The sequence below is a fragment of the Salipiger sp. ABF4_146 genome, from assembly GCF_056161345.1.
In genome coordinates, this window is the sequence record NZ_JBSWYX010000037.1 from 1 (window position 1) to 20,490 (window position 20,490).

Annotated in this window: 23 protein-coding genes; 11 read left to right on the forward strand and 12 right to left on the reverse strand. The window is 56.0% G+C overall.

The genetic code is table 11. The annotated features are described in order from the left end of the window. Window positions 1–138: 138 nt before the first annotated feature. A complete protein-coding gene (locus ACXAJT_RS26230) occupies window positions 139–612 on the forward strand; it encodes a hypothetical protein (protein WP_475241538.1) in 474 nt (157 codons plus the stop codon). Window positions 613–854: 242 nt separating this feature from the next. Here ACXAJT_RS26230 and ACXAJT_RS26235 read toward each other — a convergent pair whose 3' ends face one another. Beyond that, on the reverse strand, window positions 855–1,694 hold the full coding sequence (locus tag ACXAJT_RS26235; RefSeq protein WP_475241540.1) for an SHOCT domain-containing protein: 840 nt from the start codon (window positions 1,692–1,694) through the stop codon (window positions 855–857). A 470-nt stretch (window positions 1,695–2,164) separates the two neighbouring features. Between ACXAJT_RS26235 and ACXAJT_RS26240 the strand changes: the two genes are divergently transcribed. Continuing rightward, complete coding sequence (locus ACXAJT_RS26240; RefSeq protein WP_475241542.1) at window positions 2,165–3,589, forward strand: Glu/Leu/Phe/Val family dehydrogenase; 1,425 nt, start codon at window positions 2,165–2,167, stop codon at window positions 3,587–3,589. A gap of 106 nt (window positions 3,590–3,695) precedes the next feature. On the opposite strand, the gene ACXAJT_RS26245 is transcribed toward ACXAJT_RS26240, so the two are convergent. The 3 genes from ACXAJT_RS26245 to ACXAJT_RS26255 all read right to left on the reverse strand — a co-directional run bounded on the left by ACXAJT_RS26245 (window position 3,696) and on the right by ACXAJT_RS26255 (window position 5,246). Next, window positions 3,696–3,905: a DUF1127 domain-containing protein gene (locus ACXAJT_RS26245; protein WP_475241544.1), complete on the reverse strand. Its 210-nt coding sequence runs from the start codon at window positions 3,903–3,905 to the stop codon at window positions 3,696–3,698. Window positions 3,906–4,022: 117 nt separating this feature from the next. Further along, on the reverse strand, window positions 4,023–4,502 hold the full coding sequence (locus ACXAJT_RS26250) for a hypothetical protein (RefSeq protein ID WP_475241548.1): 480 nt from the start codon (window positions 4,500–4,502) through the stop codon (window positions 4,023–4,025). A gap of 63 nt (window positions 4,503–4,565) precedes the next feature. Beyond that, window positions 4,566–5,246, reverse strand: coding sequence for a hypothetical protein (locus tag ACXAJT_RS26255; protein WP_475241551.1), 681 nt, complete (start codon window positions 5,244–5,246; stop codon window positions 4,566–4,568). A 68-nt stretch (window positions 5,247–5,314) separates the two neighbouring features. On the opposite strand from ACXAJT_RS26255, the gene ACXAJT_RS26260 reads away from it, so the two are divergent. Together ACXAJT_RS26260 and ACXAJT_RS26265 are read left to right on the forward strand one after the other, a co-directional pair. Further along, window positions 5,315–5,842 (forward strand): regulatory protein RecX, encoded by a 528-nt coding sequence (locus ACXAJT_RS26260; RefSeq protein WP_475241554.1) that lies wholly within the window; start codon window positions 5,315–5,317, stop codon window positions 5,840–5,842. Next, the gene (locus tag ACXAJT_RS26265; RefSeq protein WP_475241557.1) at window positions 5,832–6,272 is read left to right on the forward strand and encodes a hypothetical protein; all 441 of its coding nucleotides are present in this window, start codon (window positions 5,832–5,834) and stop codon (window positions 6,270–6,272) included. The genes ACXAJT_RS26260 and ACXAJT_RS26265 overlap by 11 nt, the downstream gene beginning before the upstream one ends. A gap of 19 nt (window positions 6,273–6,291) precedes the next feature. On the opposite strand, the gene ACXAJT_RS26270 is transcribed toward ACXAJT_RS26265, so the two are convergent. The 5 genes from ACXAJT_RS26270 to ACXAJT_RS26290 all read right to left on the reverse strand — a co-directional run bounded on the left by ACXAJT_RS26270 (window position 6,292) and on the right by ACXAJT_RS26290 (window position 11,681). Then, complete coding sequence (locus ACXAJT_RS26270) at window positions 6,292–8,133, reverse strand: hypothetical protein (RefSeq protein WP_475241559.1); 1,842 nt, start codon at window positions 8,131–8,133, stop codon at window positions 6,292–6,294. 723 nt (window positions 8,134–8,856) lie between these two features. Further along, window positions 8,857–9,396 carry an MT-A70 family methyltransferase gene (locus ACXAJT_RS26275; protein WP_475241561.1) on the reverse strand — a complete coding sequence of 180 codons (540 nt, stop codon included), beginning with the start codon at window positions 9,394–9,396 and terminating at the stop codon, window positions 8,857–8,859. Between the two features lie 462 nt (window positions 9,397–9,858). Further along, window positions 9,859–10,431 (reverse strand): hypothetical protein, encoded by a 573-nt coding sequence (locus ACXAJT_RS26280; RefSeq protein WP_475241564.1) that lies wholly within the window; start codon window positions 10,429–10,431, stop codon window positions 9,859–9,861. A 73-nt stretch (window positions 10,432–10,504) separates the two neighbouring features. After that, entirely contained in the window at window positions 10,505–11,026 is a 522-nt protein-coding gene (locus tag ACXAJT_RS26285) for a hypothetical protein (RefSeq protein ID WP_475241566.1), read from the reverse strand. A gap of 52 nt (window positions 11,027–11,078) precedes the next feature. Then, complete coding sequence (locus tag ACXAJT_RS26290; protein WP_475241569.1) at window positions 11,079–11,681, reverse strand: hypothetical protein; 603 nt, start codon at window positions 11,679–11,681, stop codon at window positions 11,079–11,081. A gap of 104 nt (window positions 11,682–11,785) precedes the next feature. On the opposite strand from ACXAJT_RS26290, the gene ACXAJT_RS26295 reads away from it, so the two are divergent. Genes ACXAJT_RS26295 through ACXAJT_RS26305 form a run of 3 tightly spaced genes read left to right on the forward strand, consistent with a single transcriptional unit; the run spans window position 11,786 to window position 13,673 of the window. Next, window positions 11,786–12,337 carry a hypothetical protein gene (locus ACXAJT_RS26295; protein WP_475241571.1) on the forward strand — a complete coding sequence of 184 codons (552 nt, stop codon included), beginning with the start codon at window positions 11,786–11,788 and terminating at the stop codon, window positions 12,335–12,337. 5 nt (window positions 12,338–12,342) lie between these two features. Continuing rightward, the gene (locus tag ACXAJT_RS26300; RefSeq protein WP_475241574.1) at window positions 12,343–13,308 is read left to right on the forward strand and encodes a hypothetical protein; all 966 of its coding nucleotides are present in this window, start codon (window positions 12,343–12,345) and stop codon (window positions 13,306–13,308) included. Continuing rightward, on the forward strand, window positions 13,305–13,673 hold the full coding sequence (locus ACXAJT_RS26305) for a hypothetical protein (protein ID WP_475241577.1): 369 nt from the start codon (window positions 13,305–13,307) through the stop codon (window positions 13,671–13,673). The genes ACXAJT_RS26300 and ACXAJT_RS26305 overlap by 4 nt, the downstream gene beginning before the upstream one ends. Before the next feature lie 63 nt (window positions 13,674–13,736). Here the strand turns inward: ACXAJT_RS26305 and ACXAJT_RS26310 are convergent, their stop codons facing one another. Continuing rightward, window positions 13,737–14,492, reverse strand: a complete 756-nt coding sequence (locus ACXAJT_RS26310; RefSeq protein ID WP_475241579.1) for a hypothetical protein — start codon at window positions 14,490–14,492, stop codon at window positions 13,737–13,739. Window positions 14,493–15,658: 1,166 nt separating this feature from the next. Here ACXAJT_RS26310 and ACXAJT_RS26315 point away from each other — a divergent pair. From ACXAJT_RS26315 to ACXAJT_RS26325, 3 genes are all read left to right on the forward strand, one after another. After that, a complete protein-coding gene (locus ACXAJT_RS26315; protein WP_475241581.1) occupies window positions 15,659–16,708 on the forward strand; it encodes a replication initiator protein A in 1,050 nt (349 codons plus the stop codon). A 154-nt stretch (window positions 16,709–16,862) separates the two neighbouring features. After that, the gene (locus tag ACXAJT_RS26320; protein ID WP_475241583.1) at window positions 16,863–17,891 is read left to right on the forward strand and encodes a helix-turn-helix domain-containing protein; all 1,029 of its coding nucleotides are present in this window, start codon (window positions 16,863–16,865) and stop codon (window positions 17,889–17,891) included. A 77-nt stretch (window positions 17,892–17,968) separates the two neighbouring features. After that, the gene (locus tag ACXAJT_RS26325; protein WP_475241585.1) at window positions 17,969–18,310 is read left to right on the forward strand and encodes a hypothetical protein; all 342 of its coding nucleotides are present in this window, start codon (window positions 17,969–17,971) and stop codon (window positions 18,308–18,310) included. A gap of 7 nt (window positions 18,311–18,317) precedes the next feature. Here ACXAJT_RS26325 and ACXAJT_RS26330 read toward each other — a convergent pair whose 3' ends face one another. Then, a complete protein-coding gene (locus ACXAJT_RS26330; protein WP_475241587.1) occupies window positions 18,318–19,466 on the reverse strand; it encodes a hypothetical protein in 1,149 nt (382 codons plus the stop codon). Window positions 19,467–19,557: 91 nt separating this feature from the next. Here ACXAJT_RS26330 and ACXAJT_RS26335 point away from each other — a divergent pair, with 91 nt between their 5' ends. After that, window positions 19,558–20,247, forward strand: coding sequence for a hypothetical protein (locus tag ACXAJT_RS26335; RefSeq protein ID WP_475241588.1), 690 nt, complete (start codon window positions 19,558–19,560; stop codon window positions 20,245–20,247). A 2-nt stretch (window positions 20,248–20,249) separates the two neighbouring features. On the opposite strand, the gene ACXAJT_RS26340 is transcribed toward ACXAJT_RS26335, so the two are convergent. Next, window positions 20,250–20,435, reverse strand: a complete 186-nt coding sequence (locus ACXAJT_RS26340; protein ID WP_475241590.1) for a hypothetical protein — start codon at window positions 20,433–20,435, stop codon at window positions 20,250–20,252. Window positions 20,436–20,490: the final 55 nt, after the last annotated feature.

Consider the following 20,490-nt stretch of genomic DNA (forward strand, 5'->3'; position numbering starts at 1 on the left):
TATATGAGGGCCGCACGCTCCAAGGCGCTCGCCCCAAACTGGCCGACTTTTGCTCCGCCACAATGGCCGAATTTTACTCCGCCGTTGACAGCTTAGGTTGGACGAACGCGCAAAATGTCAGGCGGAGCATTCTGATCCATGTCATTCCCGATTTACCTTTCGGTCGCAGCGCTGGCCATCTCGATCACAACATTCGTTTGGAATTTCATAAACATAGGCAGGCAGAGACGGATCGATGCGCTCTTCCGGCAGCGCGACTACTACCTAAAGTTTCTCCAGTACTGCATCGACAACGATAAACTCGACGTGTTCGATGTTCCGAACGCAAAGTTCGAAGCCCTAGAATTCGACAAGAAATCAATCATGATCGTCTACCACTTAGTCTTGGCGGGTGAGCGGCAGTTTCTATATGATCGCATCATCAGAAATAAGACGACTTCGGTCGAAGAGTGGAAGCCCTGGCTGGAAAACTGGTCTCAGCGCGAAGTCTTCAGACAGATGTGGGAAGTGATGCGCCCGATATTCTTAAGTCCTGACCGTGACACTCGTGATTTTGTCCATCTCGTGGACAAGTTGATGAAGAACGGGTCTTCATCAGTGCACAAATCTTGATTTTTTGCACGCACCGATAGTTGGGCCAAACGGCACCTGCTGCAGCACGGCGCGCCTCCGCGAGTGCCTCTTATAGGCTCGGAGAGGTCAATCGCTGCGCTCAGCCTGAACGGCAACTTCCGAGAGCTGAGTCCTGCGGTACGATGTCGGCTACCTGAGCACTGTCGACGTATGCAGAACCTCATGCCGCATCTCAGCGAACGGCTCGCTGGCCTCTTCTCCAGGCCGACGTCAACCCCGGACTACAAGCGCGCGAGCAACTCAGCTTTCTTCGCCTCGAATTCTTCCTTGGTGAGAATACCCTTTTCGAAGAGGCCTGCGAGCCGTTCGATCCGGCTAAAAATCTGATCGTCGGTCATGTCCCGAGACGCCTCTAAACTCGGCGCGGTTCTCGGTTCTGGCTCCGCTGGCGGTTTCGGTGCTTGAGTGACCTCAACAGGTGCCACCTCGGGTGGTTGGGGGGCGCTGTCTTGAGAGCCCGGCGAAGTGCCGTTCACGATAGGCAAATCCGAGAGATGCACGAGCCCATGCTGACTAGTGAAGCTGAGGCTCTGTCCAGCACCCTGAGCTTGTCCAAAGGCGCCGATCTGGTGGTTACCAGTATCGTAGATCGTTGTTCGCCCTCCGATCTTGATTGCCAGCCTCCGTTTGTCAGCGAAATAGGCGTACCTGAGGTCATTTTGCGTTCCGACAGAGGTCGGCTGACCAAGATCAGCGGGCCAGTCACTGGTTTCCTGGACGAACAAGCTGACCCCGGATAGGTCGTGCATCCCGCCCTGCGATTGCGACTGCGAGGAGACAGGCGCGGCAAACAGGCTGTGCTGCTGGACGATCCCCGAAAGGTCCGTGCACAGAGCGTCGACCCGCGCCTTAAGGCCGTTGTTGAACATGTCACCGACCATGGTCATGCCGCCCTGTGACCATTGCCCCATGCCACCCAGCTCGGGATGGTTGAACTGCGCCTGCGTACCGTGCCCGGCGGACACAGCCATGAGCATATGCAATGCGGCATCGCCGCTTATTCCATGGCGCGCTGCGATGTCGGCGACGACCGCCTCGCCTTCATCTGTGAGTCTCGGCATCTGTCCATCTCCGCTTACTCCGAAGCCGACGCTAACACCGATGGGCTCAGGTAGACACCTCCGTTCGCACACTTAGCGTCCGGCGGGTTCTGCGTTCGATATGTCATCAGGTCCAGGTACCGTCGTTGCCGAACAATCGGGAGAGCCAACTACCAAGAGATCAGCCTCGGACAGGCCTATTGGCGTTCGTCACTGCGTCTTCCGCCGGTGCACAATGCCGATCGCAAGGATGCCAAAGATCACCGGGGACATGACGACTATACCAACCCCAAATCCAATCACGTACATCATGGTCTTCTCCTCCTCGATTTTCTCCCTTCTCTGAAAGTATGCTCTCAGCTTGCATCTTGCGTTAACGTGGCCACGCCCGCGAGCTGCCCGCCCTACAACTGAGCGGGTTTTCAAGACTCTGATTTCTGAAAGCGCGCCTTAACCCGGTGCCTGCATCTCTTGTGCAAAAGAGGTGCCAGATGACCAACCACAGCTTCCGCGACTCCACCGAGGCCATGTTCCAGTCAACCGTCGACAAGCTCGACCTTGATCCCGGCTTGGCAGAGAAAATCAGGATCGCAAACTCGACCTATACGGTGCGCTTTGGCGTGAAGCTCAGGGGGCAAATCCACACCTTCACTGGCTACCGATCAGTCCATTCCGAGCACCGCGAGCCGGTCAAAGGCGGCATCCGTTATGCTCTGTCGGTGAACCAGGATGAGGTCGAGGCACTGGCCACTCTCATGACCTTCAAGTGTGCCCTCACAGACGTCCCCTTCGGCGGTGCCAAGGGCGGCCTCTGCATTGATCCCACCCAATGGACCGAGGAAGAGCTCGAACGCATCACCAGACGGTTTGCATACGAACTCATCAAGCGCGACCTCATTCATCCCAGTCAGAACGTCCCTGCTCCTGATATGGGCACCGGTGAACGCGAGATGGCGTGGATCGCTGATCAATACGCACGCATGCACACCACCGACATCAACGCAGCCGCCTGCGTGACCGGCAAGCCAGTTGGACAGAACGGCATCAAAGGCCGAACGGAGGCAACAGGACGCGGCGTGCAGTATGCGCTCCGGGAGTTTTTCCGTCACGGCGAGGACGTCGCAGGCGCTGGGCTTTCGGGAACTCTCGAGGGCAAAACGGTCATCGTCCAGGGGCTCGGAAACGTGGGCTACCACGCGGCCAAGTTTCTGTCCGAAGAGGATGGCGCCAAGGTGATCGCAGTCATCGAGCGAGACGGGACTGTCGTCGACCGGTCTGGGATCAACATTGAAACCCTCCACAAACACATCGCAGAGACAGGTGGCGTGGCCAATTTCCCCAACAGCATCGTGCTCGGTGCAAAGGCCCCTGCCCGATTTCTTGAGGAAGAATGCGACATCCTCATCCCAGCCGCGGTTGAAGGCGTCTTGAACGAAGGGAACGCTGAAAAGATCAAGGCCAGGGTCATCATCGAGGCCGCCAACGGACCGACGACAGCCGCGGCCGACAGGATCCTGAGAAAGCGCGGAGTGACCATCATCCCGGACCTCTACGCCAACGCTGGAGGCGTTATCGTTTCTTACTTTGAGTGGGTGAAAAACCTTAGCCACATGCGGTTCGGTCGCATGCAAAGGCGCCTAGAGGAAACCCAAAACGCGATGCTTCTTGATGAGATCGATCGGGTCCTTTCTTCGAATGGTCTCAATGGAATTTCAGAGGGCTTCAGGGATCAATACGCCAAAGGAGCCTGCGAGCTTGATCTCGTGCGCTCGGGGCTCGATGACACGATGCGGGAAGCCTATCAGGGCATGAGGGCCTTCTTGCGGTCGGATGATCGGTTCCCCGATCTGAGGTCAGCCGGATATGCTCTCAGCATCCAGAAGATCGCCGCAGCCTATGCAGCGAAGGGGCTCTGAGCCTCGCCCCAGGGCACCCTACAACTGAGCGGGTTTTCTGGGCGCAAAAGAAAATGGCCGCGAACGCGCGGCCATTTTGGTTCCCGAAGATCGTCATCGTCTGAACTCAGAACCTGCCAATCCTTTGCAGATCCGCCCGGCACAACCCGATATCATCGAGCTGCCGATCCGTGAGCTGCGCGAGACGCGCACGTGTACGTGTCGCATCAGCCTGTTCCCGTAAGGTTGCTGCGATCTTCGAGCAAGCTGCGATCAAGCCGTGACCCGGCTTTAGGCGACGGTCGAATGCGTCTGATGTAAATGTCTGTGCCGCCATGCCTCAACTCCTTATGCTGGCAACCGCCAAGTGTCCCGGTCGCTTTAAAATTCAATTGTCATAAATGTATGACAGCACTGCAAAAATCACATGTCTCTTTACAACTGAGCGGGTTTTTCAAAGAGCCATGCCCGGCGCCAGCTCAGGATGTTGGTAATTGGCCTCGGAAGTTCGCTTGAAGGCGACCTGCTGGGCACGAGTATGCGCCCGGTAGCCAGCGTCAGAGAAGGCCATCCCTCCGATGCATTCCTCAAGATCCCCTTCCCAAGCCGCATCCTGAAAATAGTCGTCGTAGGCGAGGATCATTTCCACACTCAATCCGTGGCCACGATGTTCCTCATCGATCCAGGCCGCGAACCGGTAGTAGAAGCCGCTGACTTTGCCGTCCGGATCCACCAGAACCACCGCGGGATGATCAGCGTCATTCAAGGCGCAAATGGAATACCCATCGGGCCGCGTGTTGATGACGTCGGCCTCCGTAAGTTCCGCTTCCCAAAGGAACTCGTATTCCTCCGCGTGACCGTCGATCTCACCATACGGCGAGACCATCGCTGCCTCCATCAGTTCGTCGAAATCTTCGCTCAACAGGACCGACATCTCTATCTCCTCGGAAAAAAAAATCTCCGAGAACCTGCCTACATGTCCGCAAGAGGCAACATTTCAGCGGCTGAACAGATCGTGGATGATTGCTTCTTTGTCGGCTTCGCTGGCCTCGAGCAGCCGTTGCACAGATTCCAGAGACCTAAGGCCTGTCATTTCCTGCACGTTCCGGATGCTCATACCCCGCTCAGCAGCTGTCTTCCCTGCCTTGACGATGAACGTTGCCCTGGCGGTCAGAGCTGAAGCGTTCGATATGCCGGCCTTATCCATCACCTTCCAGAAAACGTATGAAATGCTGTCCGTTCGCATGGCGCGCAGCGGTTTCGAACCTGGGTTCAGGGTTGCCTTCCCGCCTTCTGTGGCTCGCTCTGAAATAACCAGCGGATCGCCGGGAACGGCCGGAACGTTTTCAAGCAGTGAATGGATAGCGTTCCAAAGGCGCCCCTTGCGGACCATCGGTATGACGCGCGGCATACGATACACGCCCGGTTTCGCCCTGAGATCAATTGCCTCTCCCAGCAGGTCGTCGTCCCCGTAGACGTGGTATCTCTTGAGGTAGGAGATCTCCAGCGGTGTCAGCCCAGCGTCCGTTCCCAGAAGGATAATTGCACGGTTACGGATCGGATACCGGGTTGCATCAGCGACCTCGAGCATCCTTTCAATATCGAGCTCCGAGAGCACCCGAAGCCCGTTGACCCTTCGTGACTTCTGAATTTTTTTCTTCAATTCGTTGCTGGCCATCTATCGCCTCTAACCAGAAAAAAAGACATCTTCTCCTATAAGGATCGCAAATCTTAAGAGATACCGCAATGTCCAATGAGCCAACAACTCCCAAAGGGCTGTCTGAAGGGGACCTCGTCAAGGCCGCCCTGAACTACCTTAAGTCCTATGAGACGACGGAATCCCACCTTCGAACTGTGCTGACACGCCGCGTTCGCCGTAAACTTCGGGGCACCAGTCTCGAAGAAGCGCAGTTCGCGCCGGCGATCGAAGCGGCCGTTCGCTATTGCCTGGAGCGCAAGTACGTAGACGATCAGCGTTACGCGGAACTGTTCATTGAGAGCGCTAGGCGTCGTGGCATGTCCCGGCGAAAAATTGAAGGAAAACTCCGGGAAAAAGGTCTCTCACCAGACAACTACCAGGAGTTGGTTGAGGACGCGGACGGAACCGATTTCGAAGCGGCGGTAACCTTTGCTCGAAAGAAGCGAATTGGACCATTTCGTATCGGCGACCACGATCAGTACCGGCAGAAAGACATGGCCAAGCTTGCTCGGCAAGGGTTTGACTTCGATGTCTGCTGCAGGGTGATGGAAGGCAAATTCGACCATGAAAATTGACAAAAATCTCGCGCGCAGAAGAAAGCCGGCGTCTGCCGGAAGCCGGCCGCCCAGCGCAGACAAGACACAACTACGTAAACTACCGTGGTATCAACTGTTCTGTGATCGCGGCTACTCCGACCACTACATCCCACGGGATCCTCCGCCTCAGGAGCGGAACTTCATTAAGATCGAAGAGTGGATTACCCGCGGCGGCTGGATCGATGAAGCAGATACCGATCTCGCCATGGATATCTGGTTCGGGCAGGTCGATCCGCTGAACTACGTTCCTCCAGAAAAGTCAGCTCCCGCCGTCCAGGACGAGCCGTCTTCTATAGAGCCGCAAGACTGCGGCGATGAAGCAGGCAAACCCCTCAAACGTCGAAAGGGTCGTTTCGCCAAAAAGCGCGAGGCACGAAATGGCAACATGCCGGCGCCTCCCGGGCCCTGAAAGGCCCGGCGACGTATAGTCAGGGGTAGCGTTCCGTCGCACTCTGAAGCTCATCTTCGATCATCCTGCGCTTCCACTCGGCATCGCTGATAAGCTCATCAATCACCTGAATTGGCTCAGCCATAGTTTGCTCATTGATCGAGAATCCACCCTCAGTGGTCAACTCGGTCACGTCCAAACTAATCTGCCCACCGGTGTAGTCTTCGGTCTCTACCGAAAATTCGAGGACACGGTTCTCCTTTGACAGGAAATTATCTTCGAACTGCACTGTCGTCGCGCCGATAGGTTCTGGCTCCGCCCAGCTTTCTGCAGCCGTCTTGGCGCTGACCGTCACCTCGAGGCTGGCCAATGCTTGATCGGTACCGTTTCTTGCGGGAACCCGGATTGTCAGAACCGCCCCATCCTGCTGCACCGTCGGCTGGATGAACGACACCAGGTCAAGCAACTGCTGGATCTTCCTGTTCTTGGCATTGACGGCCACCTTCTTCTCGCGAAGCTTCTCAATGTACCTATACAGGGCATTTTGATACTTCGTCACAGCGTTCTCAGCAGCCTTAGTGGGGGCCTCTACCGGCTCTTCGTCAGCAGGGGGTGCCTCAGGCTCAGGATCGGGTTCGAACAGCGACAGATCGATATCTATCTCTGCAGCATCGTTGGCAGCCGGCGCATTTTCAGCCGGATCCTCCAAGATGGGCTGATCCAAGAAATCAAACTCGGCCGCATTGAGCTCGCCAGCGAGATCCTCGATGTAGGCGCTGAAATCCATCTCAGGCGTGTCATCGATCGCAACAGGCGCAACCTCTTCTCTGTAGCCTGGGATGACGTCATCGATGTTTTTGACGTTCGGAGTTTCAAGCATTGCAAGAGGTCGTGCTTGGCCAGGTGCGTGAAAGGCAGACACGACATCCGTATAGCTGGCGCCATTCCCATAGGACGTATGCCTCAGACCGATAGACACCTGGCGGCACCCAGTCGTCGGGTTCTCGCCCATGTGGACGAAGTTTTGATGCAGAGAGTGCCCTTTCTGCTCGAGCCGTTCAGAAAGCTCCGGATCGTCTTTGACCGTAAGCCGCTTGCGCACGCCGGTGACCGGGATGACCTCCCAGGTGGTGGTGCTCTCAGGATTACTCAGAGAATTCAGAAGTTCTCGACCGGTGACCTCGAAGGTCCCTTCCAGTTCGCCGACCATTTCGATGAAGTGGGTCTCATCGACAAACCGTGTCATGCGATCGCGGAAGCTCTCACCCGGAGCCATGAGGACACGAATGGAAGAGGTTGCGTTCTCCTCTCCTGAAAAGCCTCGAATGACCACGCTGTCGTCCGCGCCAGCCCGGGATTGGAAGAAATCCTTGAACGCCTGGAAGAACTCCTCCGCAGTCGTGAAGAGCGCAGCCTCATCAGGGCGAACGATGTTGTACATCTGGATCTTCTTGCCGTTTGGCATCGTCTCCGGAGCGTCAACGAATGCCGGAACATCGTGGTGAACTTCAGCGCCTTCGTGCTCATCGTTCCGCGTCACGGTCACGAAGCCTTCGGAGCTGTAAGTCTTCTCTCCCTTGAGGCCCCTGATCTCCCGAACGTCGGTGAAGGTGATAACTCCACCAGCCTCGACACGTTCATAGGCCTTCTCCAAGGGGTTAGGATCCTTCACGCGCGGGCTCCGGGACCACTCACGAAACATTCTGATTTTCTCGCCGGTCAACAGGTCTGTACCAACGACGCTGATCTGTTCGCCAACATCCTCGAAAGCCTCGACCTCCACGGTCATAATGCGGTCGATGTCGCGGGCATGAGGGGCCGCAGCCTTCTCAGCAAAAGACTTGTTCTGGGTGGCGATCGTTTTCAGGAGGGAAGCTGACATGGTCTACTCTGCAATGGATTAGTTCAGGACGAATGTTCGGTAGGAATTGAATTCCACAATCCATCCAAGAGTACCCTGGATGCCTCCCGTAGTGGTTTCAGAGTATTTAAGAATAGAAGATTTCAGAGTCTCTCGCTGTTCAGCGGTTGCACAAAGAAAAACGGCCAGAGGTTCCCCCCTGACCGCAAACAGCCTGCACCGTTCTAGGTGTGCCCTATGCGAGCCGCTCGAGGACGCCGTCCCAGTCCCGCGGTTCGCTTTGCGCCATAAGCCGGTCCATGGCATCTCGAATTTCAGAGACTGCGGCTGCTTGGGCGACACGGTCTTTGGAGACAACCTCCAAGTTTATGGGCTTGCCGCCTGACGGCCCACCGGAGTCCACCTGGGCCTGAACGTTAATGCCCGCGATATCAGACATGTCCGATCGGATGTCAGTCCGCCGGCCACCCATTTGGATCGGCTCGACCCCGGCTCAGTCTCAAATTCAAGGCGCCCCTTGTGGCTGGAAGTCTCGGAAATATCGGTCACTGGAAGAGTCCTCTTTGTACCGACGTATGGAAATGTGCCGGCTCGCTCGGTAGGTGGCGAAGGTAGACTCTGAAATGTTTCCGAAAATTTAATGGATAAAGGTGCTTAGCGCGCCTTCAGTAGGTTGCCTTTCGAGCCCGCTCGCTTTCGCGAGTAGGCCTGTTTTCTTACGTGCTTTAATGGAGCAAGCCGCGTCTACCGGCCGCTCCAAGTTGTCCAGCCTTCGCGCGAACTGCTACCAAAGAGCTCGAGGAAAGGACCCCAACTACAGCGCTCGATGATCTGATACTGAGCCTGGGGCTTGCCGGTCCCATTCAAGTCCCCATCGGGATCGAAGGGGATGAAGTTCACGGTGCTGCGCGCGGGTCCTAGGGTGCGGACGTTCTTGCCGCGGGTCCCGAACAGAAGCAGTTCAGTGACGTCAGAAAAGACTTCATCGGCTTCCTGACCCTCGGTGGTTTGAGATTTTTGCCAAACGATGTTCCCGGTGTACTTGAAGCCCCAGGACTGGAGGACCTTCATGCCCTCCGGAAGCATCGAGTTCGGCACCCACAGATAGCAATGCGCGCGATCATCAATATGCTCAGCAACCGATAGGGCGCAGATCTCTTCGACAGTCAGGCTGCTTTCGAGGTCCGTTTGCTTGGCGTTGAACGGATCGGCAAGGAGACATCCGAACTTCCGGCCTTCGAGAAAGGTGCTTATCTGAGGGGCGGTGTTCGGAGATGCTGTCATGGATCGTTCCCTTTGGTCGAAGCTCCGGTATCGGAGATAAACTTCAGGAAGTCGAGCCTTGTTCAATCACTGGCTGGAGGAGAGTGCCGTGAGCAGCACGCGTGGCGAACTCTGTGCCTGAGTAGGCGAATTCAAAGGACGTATGGCCGAACGCGACGAGTGATTGTGGATGCCCTGACAGACTTTAGGGTATCCAAATGTTCGCCGGTAGGCGGGAAGGGCGACGGCTGCGCGAAGCAATGTGCAGAGATCTAAAGTCCAGCAATTGGCAAAAAGCAAAGAGCATGGAGCGCGACGACCGGGGAGCAAAGGTCAAGAGGCCCAACGCCTCGTATCGTAACCCGGATAGCACGCTCTTTCGAACTCCGTGAGGTGGTGCGAGCGATCCAACCCTTCCCAGACGGCCACCCAAGCCCCTAGAGCAAGGAAACCAGAGGCGAGTGAGTGGCCGTCATCTCGAGCTCAGAGGATATTGTTGTCCTCGAGCAGTTCCTTGGTGGCATCGGAGATCTCGATCTTCGTGGTGAAGTTGAGCTCCTGTGCCTTGTCTTTCAGATTCCGCAGATCACGGCGGAGCGATGCCAGCTCGGTGGTCAGGCCGTCCCGAATTTGCTCGTCAAGAATGCCGAACTCGATGGAGGGAAGCTCGGAACCGAGGCGGTAAATACTGTCACCTTTGTCTTCGGACAACTTCCGGTGCGCACCCTCCAGATAGGTGAAGCTCGGCCGCTCAGGGGTCTCCAGAGCCTTCTTCACGACCTTGATGGCCTCTTCAGTGGCCGCGATGTCTGCGAGAATGTCGTTGAGGCCGGAAATCTGATTTGCATTCGACACGCTCTTGCGAATTGCGAAGAGCGCAGACCGGACAGCAGATGCCATACCCATGTCTTCTTGCCATTTGGACGCGGCCTCCTTTACGCGGGCGACCGGCTCTTCGATGCCGTTCACCGAGATGACCGGCTCCTTCACCAGATCAGAGATGAGAGAGGTCATTTCACGCTGAACGGCGTTTGCTGTGCGCAGGGTGATCTGCATTTTGGAGTCCAATATCTATTCTGCGCATCCGTATAAAGAATAGATGGGCGTGTAGTTAAGGATAAAATTGAGATCAGATTGCATGGATCGCACTCACAGTTTTACTCCATGCGCGAGAGCGCTGGCTGGCTTCGCGATTGCGATGCCGCTCGGCCGCTTCAAGCTCACGGGCGCGTTCCAACTCTTGAGGAGAAGGTGCCGGAAGAAGTGCTTGCTTGGGCTCTGGTTCGCGCTTTGCGGTAGCGTCCGAGGCAGGCTCTTCAGTGGGTAGGCCCTCTTCTACGATCTCCTGCCGGATCCTGGACAGCCGGCGAGGTAGCCGCTTCTCCTTTCGGGGCGGGGTCTCTGTCTCAGGTGTGGCATCTTCGATGGGCGCTTCGATATTACGCCAGTTACTTGCACTGAAGCGAGACGCCTCGAACGCAATCGGCTTGTCTTCCTGTTTCTGACGCCGCGCTGAGGAGGCATCAAATTTTGGGGCTTCGGGCCAGCTAGATGTGGGCTTTTTGGCTTCCTCGGCAATCGGAGCCGGCTCTGCCTTAGGCGGGGTGTCGCGTCCGACGATCTCGTCGAAGAACGAAAAATTGCTGCTCATGGTAGTGTCTTCTGTTTTGTAGTGTCTTGGTAAAGAAAATGCTGCCTGTTGTCTATGCCGATAGGCGTTCGAACAAGAATAGATGGTAGTCCAGAAGCCAGTTTTCAGGGAGAGGTCGCTCTCCGTTCAGGGTCTGAGTTTGCCATTGCTTGAACGTGGCCGGATCGCCACCCTCAAGCGTGAGGTGACTGTCTGTGAGCTGCCGGCTCCACGTGTGGGAAAGCCCCGAGATGTCTGACTTACGCCTCGCGTGCTCGGCATTGGAGATAGGCGGGAGGCTGCGTTTTTCTCGGCAAAAACCCGTCATCATCGACATGAAGCGGAGTTCAGGAGTCTCTCCATTCTTGGGCACGCCATCTGTCGAGAAGGATTTCAGAAACTCTTCATGCACCTGCAGGAGCTCGTCGCTCTTGAGGCCTGCCTTGCAGGCTTCGGGGATGATCATATCATTCTGATACAGCGGATGGCTTCGGTACCACTCCTGCAGCGCAGCGATCTTCTCGGCCTCTTCCGAGAGTTCGTACTGCCGCCGGATAGCGTCGGCAGCTTTTTCCTTTGTTTTCGTCGGCATTTTGGCGTTCTTGTCTGCGCGCTTCCAACGCATGTATTCAATGCAGGAAGGGAAGATCTGCAGATCGGTTACGTCTGCCGCCATGACCTCCTCTTCCTCAAGGTCGAAACTTCAAACAGCAACGTAAGGTTCAACTGCTGACCGGTAACCTGTTCAGGGCCCTTCAGATCTCGCAAGAGAACAAGAATATGGGCACCATGTGTGTCTATGAGGACGCCAAGACCGGGATCATGAAGCGTGGCGTGGTGCTCAACAAGAAAGCCATGGAAGGTCGCCACATCCCTGTCGCTCTCAGGACGCCAGAAATGGTGTTTGACGCTCTTCGCGAGAATGAAGGTCTCACGATCTATCCCGATCGCGAACTCGCCAAACGTTCACTGGTCCTGAAATCCGGCACCGCTGGATACTCGGTCACCTTCCCGCACCCGAACAACAAAGACTTCGGGAGCATCTACCAGAACGAGTATGTGCAGGAAGCCTATGACCGGGTCAGCCAGGCGCTGGGCGGCGAGAACGCCGGTCGCCGCATGGTCAATGCATCGATCACCGATGAAGGCGAGTTGCTCGAACTCATTCGCGAGATCATGCAAGACAACAGCATCCGCTTCTGGGCCGGGCCGTCCTACCGCGATTGGGCGAACGATTGGTCCGACAGGATGAACCTTGCACAAATGGAAGCAGATCCCACTCGAGGTAATGAGGACGTCGAGCTGCCAGAGTACTTCGCGCAGGCGGGATAATACAGATGAGCAAAACTACTAAAGAACTGATCGCAGAGCTCTACGAGGAGCACAGGAAACAAGTCTTGGCAGAGAAGGTTCACACGGACGGGGGTGTTGCCCTCGTCCTCGCTGACTTTGCTCGGGAGCCAACGACTGCAAAGGTTCTCACGTTCCATGAGGACAACAAGCGCCTGGATAGCTTCGGAGTCTCTGAAAACACGCGGCACCGCCGCCTGGATTTGAGAGCGAAGGATATCTGGCGGAAAGCACGCATTCTGAACGATCTCGGAGATGAACGCCGAGACCATGAGGACTACGAGCCCTATCCCGCCTCCTCCTCGATCCACGACTTCGGTCTTTTTGGCTCAGCCCCCGAGATCGGCCAGTTCTCCTGCGACGCCTTCATCAAGCGGATCAAGGACACCTTGGAGGGCGAAGAGCGCGACGCCGTAATGGTCGACTTTGAGGCCAACAAGGAAATCTTCGCCAAAGCAGAGAATGCGCGCCTCAGGGCGCCCTTGAAGGAGTTCGGCGTGGACCCGATCCACAAGGATGCCGTGAAGGTTCTCGATGCCTTGAGCGAGTATGACTGGAAGACACTGCGCTTTTACGGTGGACAGGACGATCGAGGTCTCTATCGCCGACAGGCAGCCGAGATCTACCCGCTCATGGCCGAGTTCTTTGCCCATAACTCGAGCTTTGCACGCCAGGTTATCCAGAAGCAGAAGCCGCTAAACGCCGAGCTCGCAAAAGTCTTTGATGTGAAGGAGAAAACTCTGAAAAGGCTCCGAGGGGTGTCCTGGAACACGAATACACTCACCAATGCCGGAGCTCATTTCAGCACATCGCGAGCCTTCGCCGGCGCATTCAGAAGACAGACCCAGTTACTGGCGTCGTTGAAGAGAGCTTTCAGCGCTTGGCCACCGTCCAGTTCTACAAGATCCAAGACTTCAGCAAACCTCTCCAACGAGGTCAGTTCTACGCAGTGAACGACACTCGTCCATCAGCAGAAATGCAGGACGCTTTGCGCTGGTTTGAACAGGCTGTATCGACCAAGACGATTTCGCTCAATGAAGAACAAATCGGCCAGTACATGGAAGCGAATGGGGAGAGAGTTCAGTTCGACGAGGTGGAATCCGTCTGCGCCTATAAATGGAAAGAGGATGGCAATGTCACCAACGCCATGATGGCTGTCGGTCGTCTGGTTCATAAGGGTGTCACCAAGACAGTCCGCGGCATTGACGACTTTGTCGGGCATCCGGTTCTTCAGAATGTGGTAGCCTCAATCGACCCGATCTATGGCGCCACCAGAAAGCACGATGACGAGCTCGAGCCGGCCAGCATGACCATGTGAAGAATGCTAAGACTCTGAAGAAGGCCGGGGCCAATGTTTGGTTCTCGGCCTTCTTGTGTGAGCTCAGGCGTGGAACCAGTTCAGATGGACACCACCGCGGCGCTTTTTTCTGAAAAAGCCTTTCTTGGGGGGTAAAAGCCTCCATGGCTTAGGCTCCATCATTTTCAGAGTTTCTCGATCCCCCTGCCCTTCGGCTTGCACTCGTCCGGTTTGAAGCATGAGTAGAACGCCCAGCATGAATAGAGCTTCTGCAGAAGCCTCCCGACGAGCGGCGCCCGTCATGGTGTCAATGTCTGGCCCGTTCTTCCTGAGGTCCTCGAGCACTTCCATTTCATCAACGTATCCTTTGGGAACGTGCGTATAGATAAGAGACATCATTCTAGCCCACGACTCCGCCGGGACCTTACTGTAGGAGAAGCGAGCCCTCTGGGAGAGTTCCTCAAGCTGCGCCTCGTCCCAGGAAAAGAAGGCCGGCGCGTGATCAACGCGGCCATCGGGGAACCTCCAGGCAACGGTCCCTACAACTGCATTGGTGTCTTCGCTGCCATAGGTGACGAGAACACCGATCCGCTCAGGGTGCTCGACATCATGCATGAGCACGTCGACATCGGTCCGTCTCGCGCGTTCAGACCACTCGAACCAGCAGACTGTGTTAGGTAGCATCAGGAAGTCGAGGTTGTGCTCGATCGTGTGCGGAAACTCCGAAACCGTGTCTGAAACTGCCGTGGCCAAGTCGTCTGAGACATCGAACTGCCTGGCGTCAGGCAGAAGAGCCAGAAGCTGGTCTCGCTCCGGCGCACCGGGGACGGTCGCAAGCATGGCCTGGAGCTCTTCTAGGAGGGTGTTGGTTTCGTCTTGCAGGGAATCTGGGGTCATCTCTCGAGACTAGCTCGCCTCTCTTAACGACGATTGAACTCACGTAGTTGGTGGTCCGTTGCCTAGCGATGCACGTCGCTGATGGTCCATTCGCAAGCAGCTGCGAGTTTTCCACGTAGTTGATGGTCCAAAGTCCCCGCGATCCACGTAACACATGGTCCATTCTCAGTCCGATCGTCTCTCAGGAGGCCGAAAAGCACGTAATAGATGGTCCATTGCTTCAGAACTCATTGCGCGAAACCTAGTTTGAGATGATTGATCGCGTCACACTTGGTCCGTCGCATTTTCGTGCACAGAGTTATCCACGTAGTTCAGGGTCCAACCCCAACATCGACGCGTAGTTGCCGGTCCAAGCGACACTGAAAACGCGTCATACATGGTCCATTCTGTCCGAAGTCATTGGCGTGGTTTGAGCTTTCACATGACCGCAGCTGTCGCATTCCCCCAATATTTCGCCCGATCACCGCGTCTAGCACGTAGTTGACGGTCCATTTGACTCTGACACGCGTAGTTCTCGGTCCATTCAAGGGCCTCCACACGTCGCAGATGGTCCATTCAGGATCGGCTCCTTAGTCGAGATATCTCGCGTAGTAAGTGGTTCGAGATATACTTAAATATCTGTTATTACTGCTTTAAATTGGATGTTAGCCTACCAACGAACCGAGAACTACGCGAGGTTTTCAGGTCACACTTACTGCTGATCTCCGCGGCGCGTAGTTGAGGGTCCAAGGGGCGAACCGGTAGGCGACGGGCACCTTGCGGGAATCTAGAACGGCTCCCGAGGTATCCAACTATAAACCGCAGATGCCACCCTTGGGTGAATAATTACGTCTGTAAATCAAGAACTTGAGGACCCTATGGCCCACCAACTACGTGCAAGAGAAGATTCGGGGCCAGGAGTCCCACCTGGATCGTTCTTGTGCCGCGTTGGACCAGAAACTACGCGGGGCACCCAAAGTGACCTTGAAGATGGACCATCAACTACGTCAGATTTCTGTCTGACGGACCGGCAACTACGTATGAATCCGTTTGCGTCGAAAGAGGCGGATGTGAACAATGGTGACCAACGAGCAGGGAACATAAAATCAGGCCGAGAAATGGCGTCTAGAATGCTGGAAACGGTAGACATTGAGGGTACGGAAGAGCTCGAGGGCATGGATGTAGCGCAGCTGCCTCTTGACCTCGGCGACCAAAGCCGTGTGACGGGCATCGGCAACAAGCCGTTGCTCATGGTCTTCAAGTTCTTCGCGATTGCGACCACAGAGATGTCTCTGGTTACTAAAGCGCCTTGGAACGATGTGACGGTGGAACTGCGGTGTGAACCGAACCCAAAGTACGGTTTGGCAACTCAATTCGACAAGCACTTCTTCATGTTCGTCATCTCAAAAATGGCTCATATCAGGCGTTCGACCGGCACCACGCCGCGGAACGTAGACGTGACGATCTCCGAGTACCTCCGCGCTACCAACACGACTTCGACTGGCTACGCTTACGATCAGGTCCGTTTAAGCATTCAGCGCCTTCAGAGCATGCGGATCTACACCAACATCGAGATGAACGGCCGCGGTGTAGATGAGTGGTTCAGCTGGTTCCAGAGGGCGAGCATGCACTATGAGACTCGGAATGTGGGCGGGAAAGAGCGCCGCTGCATGACGTCTTTCTCGATCGAGCCGTGTGACTGGATCGTTGCCGCAATCGACGAAGACGCTGAGCTTCTCAACTATGCGCCTGAGTACTTCCAGCTCAAGAGCGCCTTTGTGCAGAGGATTTATGAAGTCGCGAGGGTAGAAAGCGCTCAGGAGGTTTTCAAGATCAGCCTCGAGAAACTCATGATGCACACTGGTTTCGACCAGGACCCTAAGGCATTCAGGAAGAACTTCCGCCGGCAGGTTGTGGGCGCCAATGGCGCCACGATGGTTCCTGGCCATGCCGTATACGCTTACAGTACTGCGGCACCTGGTAGATCCGTCGAGTTCAATCGCCGCGTGAAAGCGGAAGACCAGTGGTACGTGTTCGTTCGAGGCGCCAAACAACAGGCACGTCTTGATCGTCACCTCGACGACATCCCGGACTGGGACCCGTCGCTCAATGACTATGAAATCAGAACGATTACTCCGAGCGCGGAGCGACTGAAGGAGGCAGCAAGCAAGAAGCACTAAACGAAAGAGGTGACCAGAGCGCCAACTCTGATCACCCCTCGATATAAAACCCCTGAGGGCCTTAGATCATACTAGCACTCTGATCATAGGCATCCTCGGAACCGCTTACAATAGAAAAGGACCGGAATGAGTAAATTCCGGCCACGGAGCAGTGATGTCTATCGAAACCCCGGAGCCGTTTGTTCGGCATCCGGCGTGGTGGGGCAAGCGTCTCAAGGGGAAGGGTATGCACCTTTCGCTCTTGAACACGCTCTCTTCGCACGCCGACGCTAAAGCTGACACTTGTTTCCCCTCGCAGGGAGAACTTGCTGAGATCCTTGGTCGCTCTCGACCTTGGGTGAATGCGGCAATCAAAGAGCTCGTGAACCTTGGGCTTCTCGTGAAGGTGAACCGCATCAAGAAAACCCGCACCGGCTACGCGACTACAAGCTGTCTCTACAAGCTCATCTATCGTGAGAACGACTGCTGCGTTGCTGCTGAGCAAGAGACAGAGAATGCGGATAGATTTTTGAATGTCAGCCCTCTGACACCCCCTGTAAAGCAGCCTGACACAAACAAGAATCCAACTAACAAATCTCTCTCTGAAATCTCAGTTGATGAATGGAAGCCGAAAGCCTCAACCGTAACCGCGCTGACGGGCGCTCTCGGCTCCGAAGCTGGGAAGCGGTATCTCGGCAAGTTCCGTGCGAAGGTCAAAGATCGCGGCTATCAGTACCCGGATTTCGACCTTGCTATCTTGGAATGGCTCGATGCCGATCGGAAGCGGGGACTAACTCAGACCTCGGTGCCGAAATCTGGTGCCCGTAGGCCCGCGAAGCAAGCGAGAGAGGTCGGCAGCAAGGTTGATACCGATGTTGAGGCGCTTATGGCGTCCGATGTAATGGTCTCTGAACAAACGAAGGTGGTCGCGAAGGCTCTGCTGGCCGGCAGCGCCCTTCCCCCTCAGGCTTCTGAGGCGTCTCGGTTCCGGGCGGCTTGCCTTCTCGTGGCGAAAGACCGCGGGGTGGATTTCTACCGGTCATGGCTGTCTTCTCTGAAAATGGAGGCAATCACAGATGATGCCCTCGAGATCACTGGCGGGACCGCATTTGCACGTCGGTACGTCAGCGAGAACTGTGATGGCGCTCTCACTCGCGCATGCCGGGCTGCAGGACTGCGCTTCCAGCGTCTTAGGTTTTCATAGCTCGGCAACTGGCAGCTTCGTTGTGCCTTGCGATCATTTTGCCAACCTGAGGAATACAGACAACGAGGATCAGACCCGTGAATACACAAGTGGATGCCATCGAGATGGCAAAGCGCGCGCGGCAAGCCGTCGTGGCTTTCGGATACGTGAACAAACTCGACGTTCAGGAAGGTGCCGTTCTCGGCAGTTCAATGCCTGGCTTCGACCTGCCGGAAGAGGACGGCACCGTGTATCGCCTGCAGGGCAGCTCGGGCATGAGCCAGGACGGACACACGCCGATTACGAACTTCGTTCTCGAGGTTGCGAAGGATGGCCAAGACTTCGAGCCGATGTCGCAAGGCATCGACATAGATGTCTGCATCCAACGCTATGAGCGGCAGCTGAAGGTCGAGCAAGAGATGGTCGCGCCGCGTCGCTGAGAACCGCTCAGAAGAGATCAGGTGAGAAGCCCTGCTCTGAAAGAGCCGTTTTCAGACTGTCTGCGCTGCCTGCCTCGTAGCGATACTCGACAAAGAAGCTCGAGCCGTGGTCTTCGAGGCTCACGATCTGTAGTCGGTCGACGCTCGACAAGAGTTTACGCGTGTCTTGTAAGGTTGTGCGCTCGTTGCGGATCACCTGCAGGAACCCGCGTAAGACGTCTCCGTCAGGGCGAGGCTGCCCGACAAGCCGGTATCGCATGAGATCGTTCTGCCTTTCGCGGGAAGTCTCATAAGCTCGATCGTGGGATGCGGGCGTGTTGAGCACACGTGCCGAAGGCTCAGAGAACTTGGGAAAGGTCGACCAAAAGCTATCGAGAACGGATGCTCTGAGCGTCGTGGCATTGCCCGCATCAATGTCGGTGCCGGCGCTCAGCGTGCCCATCCAGCCCGCGCTATCTGACCAGTGAGAAAGCATGATCTCTCCTCCCGGTGTTTTCGCAGCGTATAAGATGTTCTCTGCACCATATCTTTCCTTGAGATGTTCAGACATCTCATCGAAGCTTTGGGCTGACTGACTGACCGCCCTGTCGTCGGCATCGAATGTGGCGGGGACGAATTGGGTGACACCATCCCTGAAAGGAATCCGCCAACGAGATGCCCAAGTAGACTGCCGCTTGGCAATGTCCCAGCTACCGTCCTCCTTCACCGAAGCCGGGACCAGGAGCACCCAAGCGGGACGCTGCGCATCGGGGACGGAAGAACTCTGAAAATCCGTCTGCCTGGCCATCGCGGTGGCAAAATCAGGATCTTCTTGACGACTGATGATGCGAAGAAGTGCCCGGTAGATGCCGCTGTCATAGCTTTCATCCACAATTAGCAGCTTTTCAAGGTAGTCGGCCTGACCGGAGCTGCCGGGAATGCTTAGTTCGGTCGCTACCCTGCTGGCGGCGTCCGATATAGCCTTCGCGCGCGCCTTCGCCATGGAGTTTTCAGAGACTTCAGCATTGAGGAGCCATTCACGAGGGCTGATTTGCTCAATATGACCGAGAGAGCTCGCGTCCATGGGATCGGCGGGATCATGCACCTGGGCGGACACTGGAACCGCGAGGAGGGCGCAGGTTGCTACGACGAGAGGGAGATGGGTTCTATGCGTCATGGATATATCTGTACCGGATGGCCCTTTTTTAAGGATTAACTTGTCTCGTCTGATGTGATTTCGTACAATAGCGTCCGAAGAAGAGGCCCCCATGGCAAAAAAGAGCACCGCACAACAATACGTTCACTATTCCATTCCAGGCGGGAACAAGGCCTTCGCGGAGTGGGAAAAGGATGATGTCCAGGAACACGCGAATGCTGCGTTCATCTTTGGCGAGTCCAAGGCAGGGAAATCGGCCGAGGACCTTGATGACTTGCAAGCTAGCAAGCTCGTCCTTGATACCCACTCCGGTAAGGTCAGAGTGCGCGGAGCGTCAGGTGATCGTTGGTTCCGGCCCGGTCATAAGTGCCCTGACTGCAATGGTCGCCTCGAGCTCAAAAAGAAGTTCTTCCGCGTTGGGAACCCCAAATCCCCCTGGTTTTATATCTGCTCGAACCGTGAAGAGGCCGAAGAGTGCAAGACCGTCATCCCGGCGAACACCGGCGGGAGCCTGGCCAGCGATGTAGCCGATGCGGAAACCCGGCGCGCCCGAAAGCTCACCAGTCAGAAGTTCGACCGGCTCTGGGAAGAAGCACCGGATATTCTCGACTGGGCTGGAGATCCCGATGACATGCATAAGGTCATCAACAAAGCTAAGGCACGCGCCTACAGGTTCCTCGCGCATCGGGCTGAGGAAGAAGGCCTGTCGGAGAAGAGCATTTCGACAATGTCGATCCCCGACCTGCGAGTGGCCTATAAGATTTGCCGGGATTCAGACATCAAGGATGTCATGGCCTTCTGATTTCACTCGGTCTCGGCGTCCTCATCCGGGGCGTCCGGGTCGACCGAGGCTAGTTTTTCCACCTCGTTGGTCTTTAGCCACTGGTCGATAGCGGCCTGCTCCTCATCGGTGATGAACTTGGCAGTCGGGCTCAGCTTGCGCCGTCCCCTGCGGTGGAGTGGGGATTTTGGACCAGGTTTCTTTGCCATCTGTCATCGAGCCTCTTTGTTCGTTGTGTAGGTGGGCAGAAGCTCTCTCTTTGGC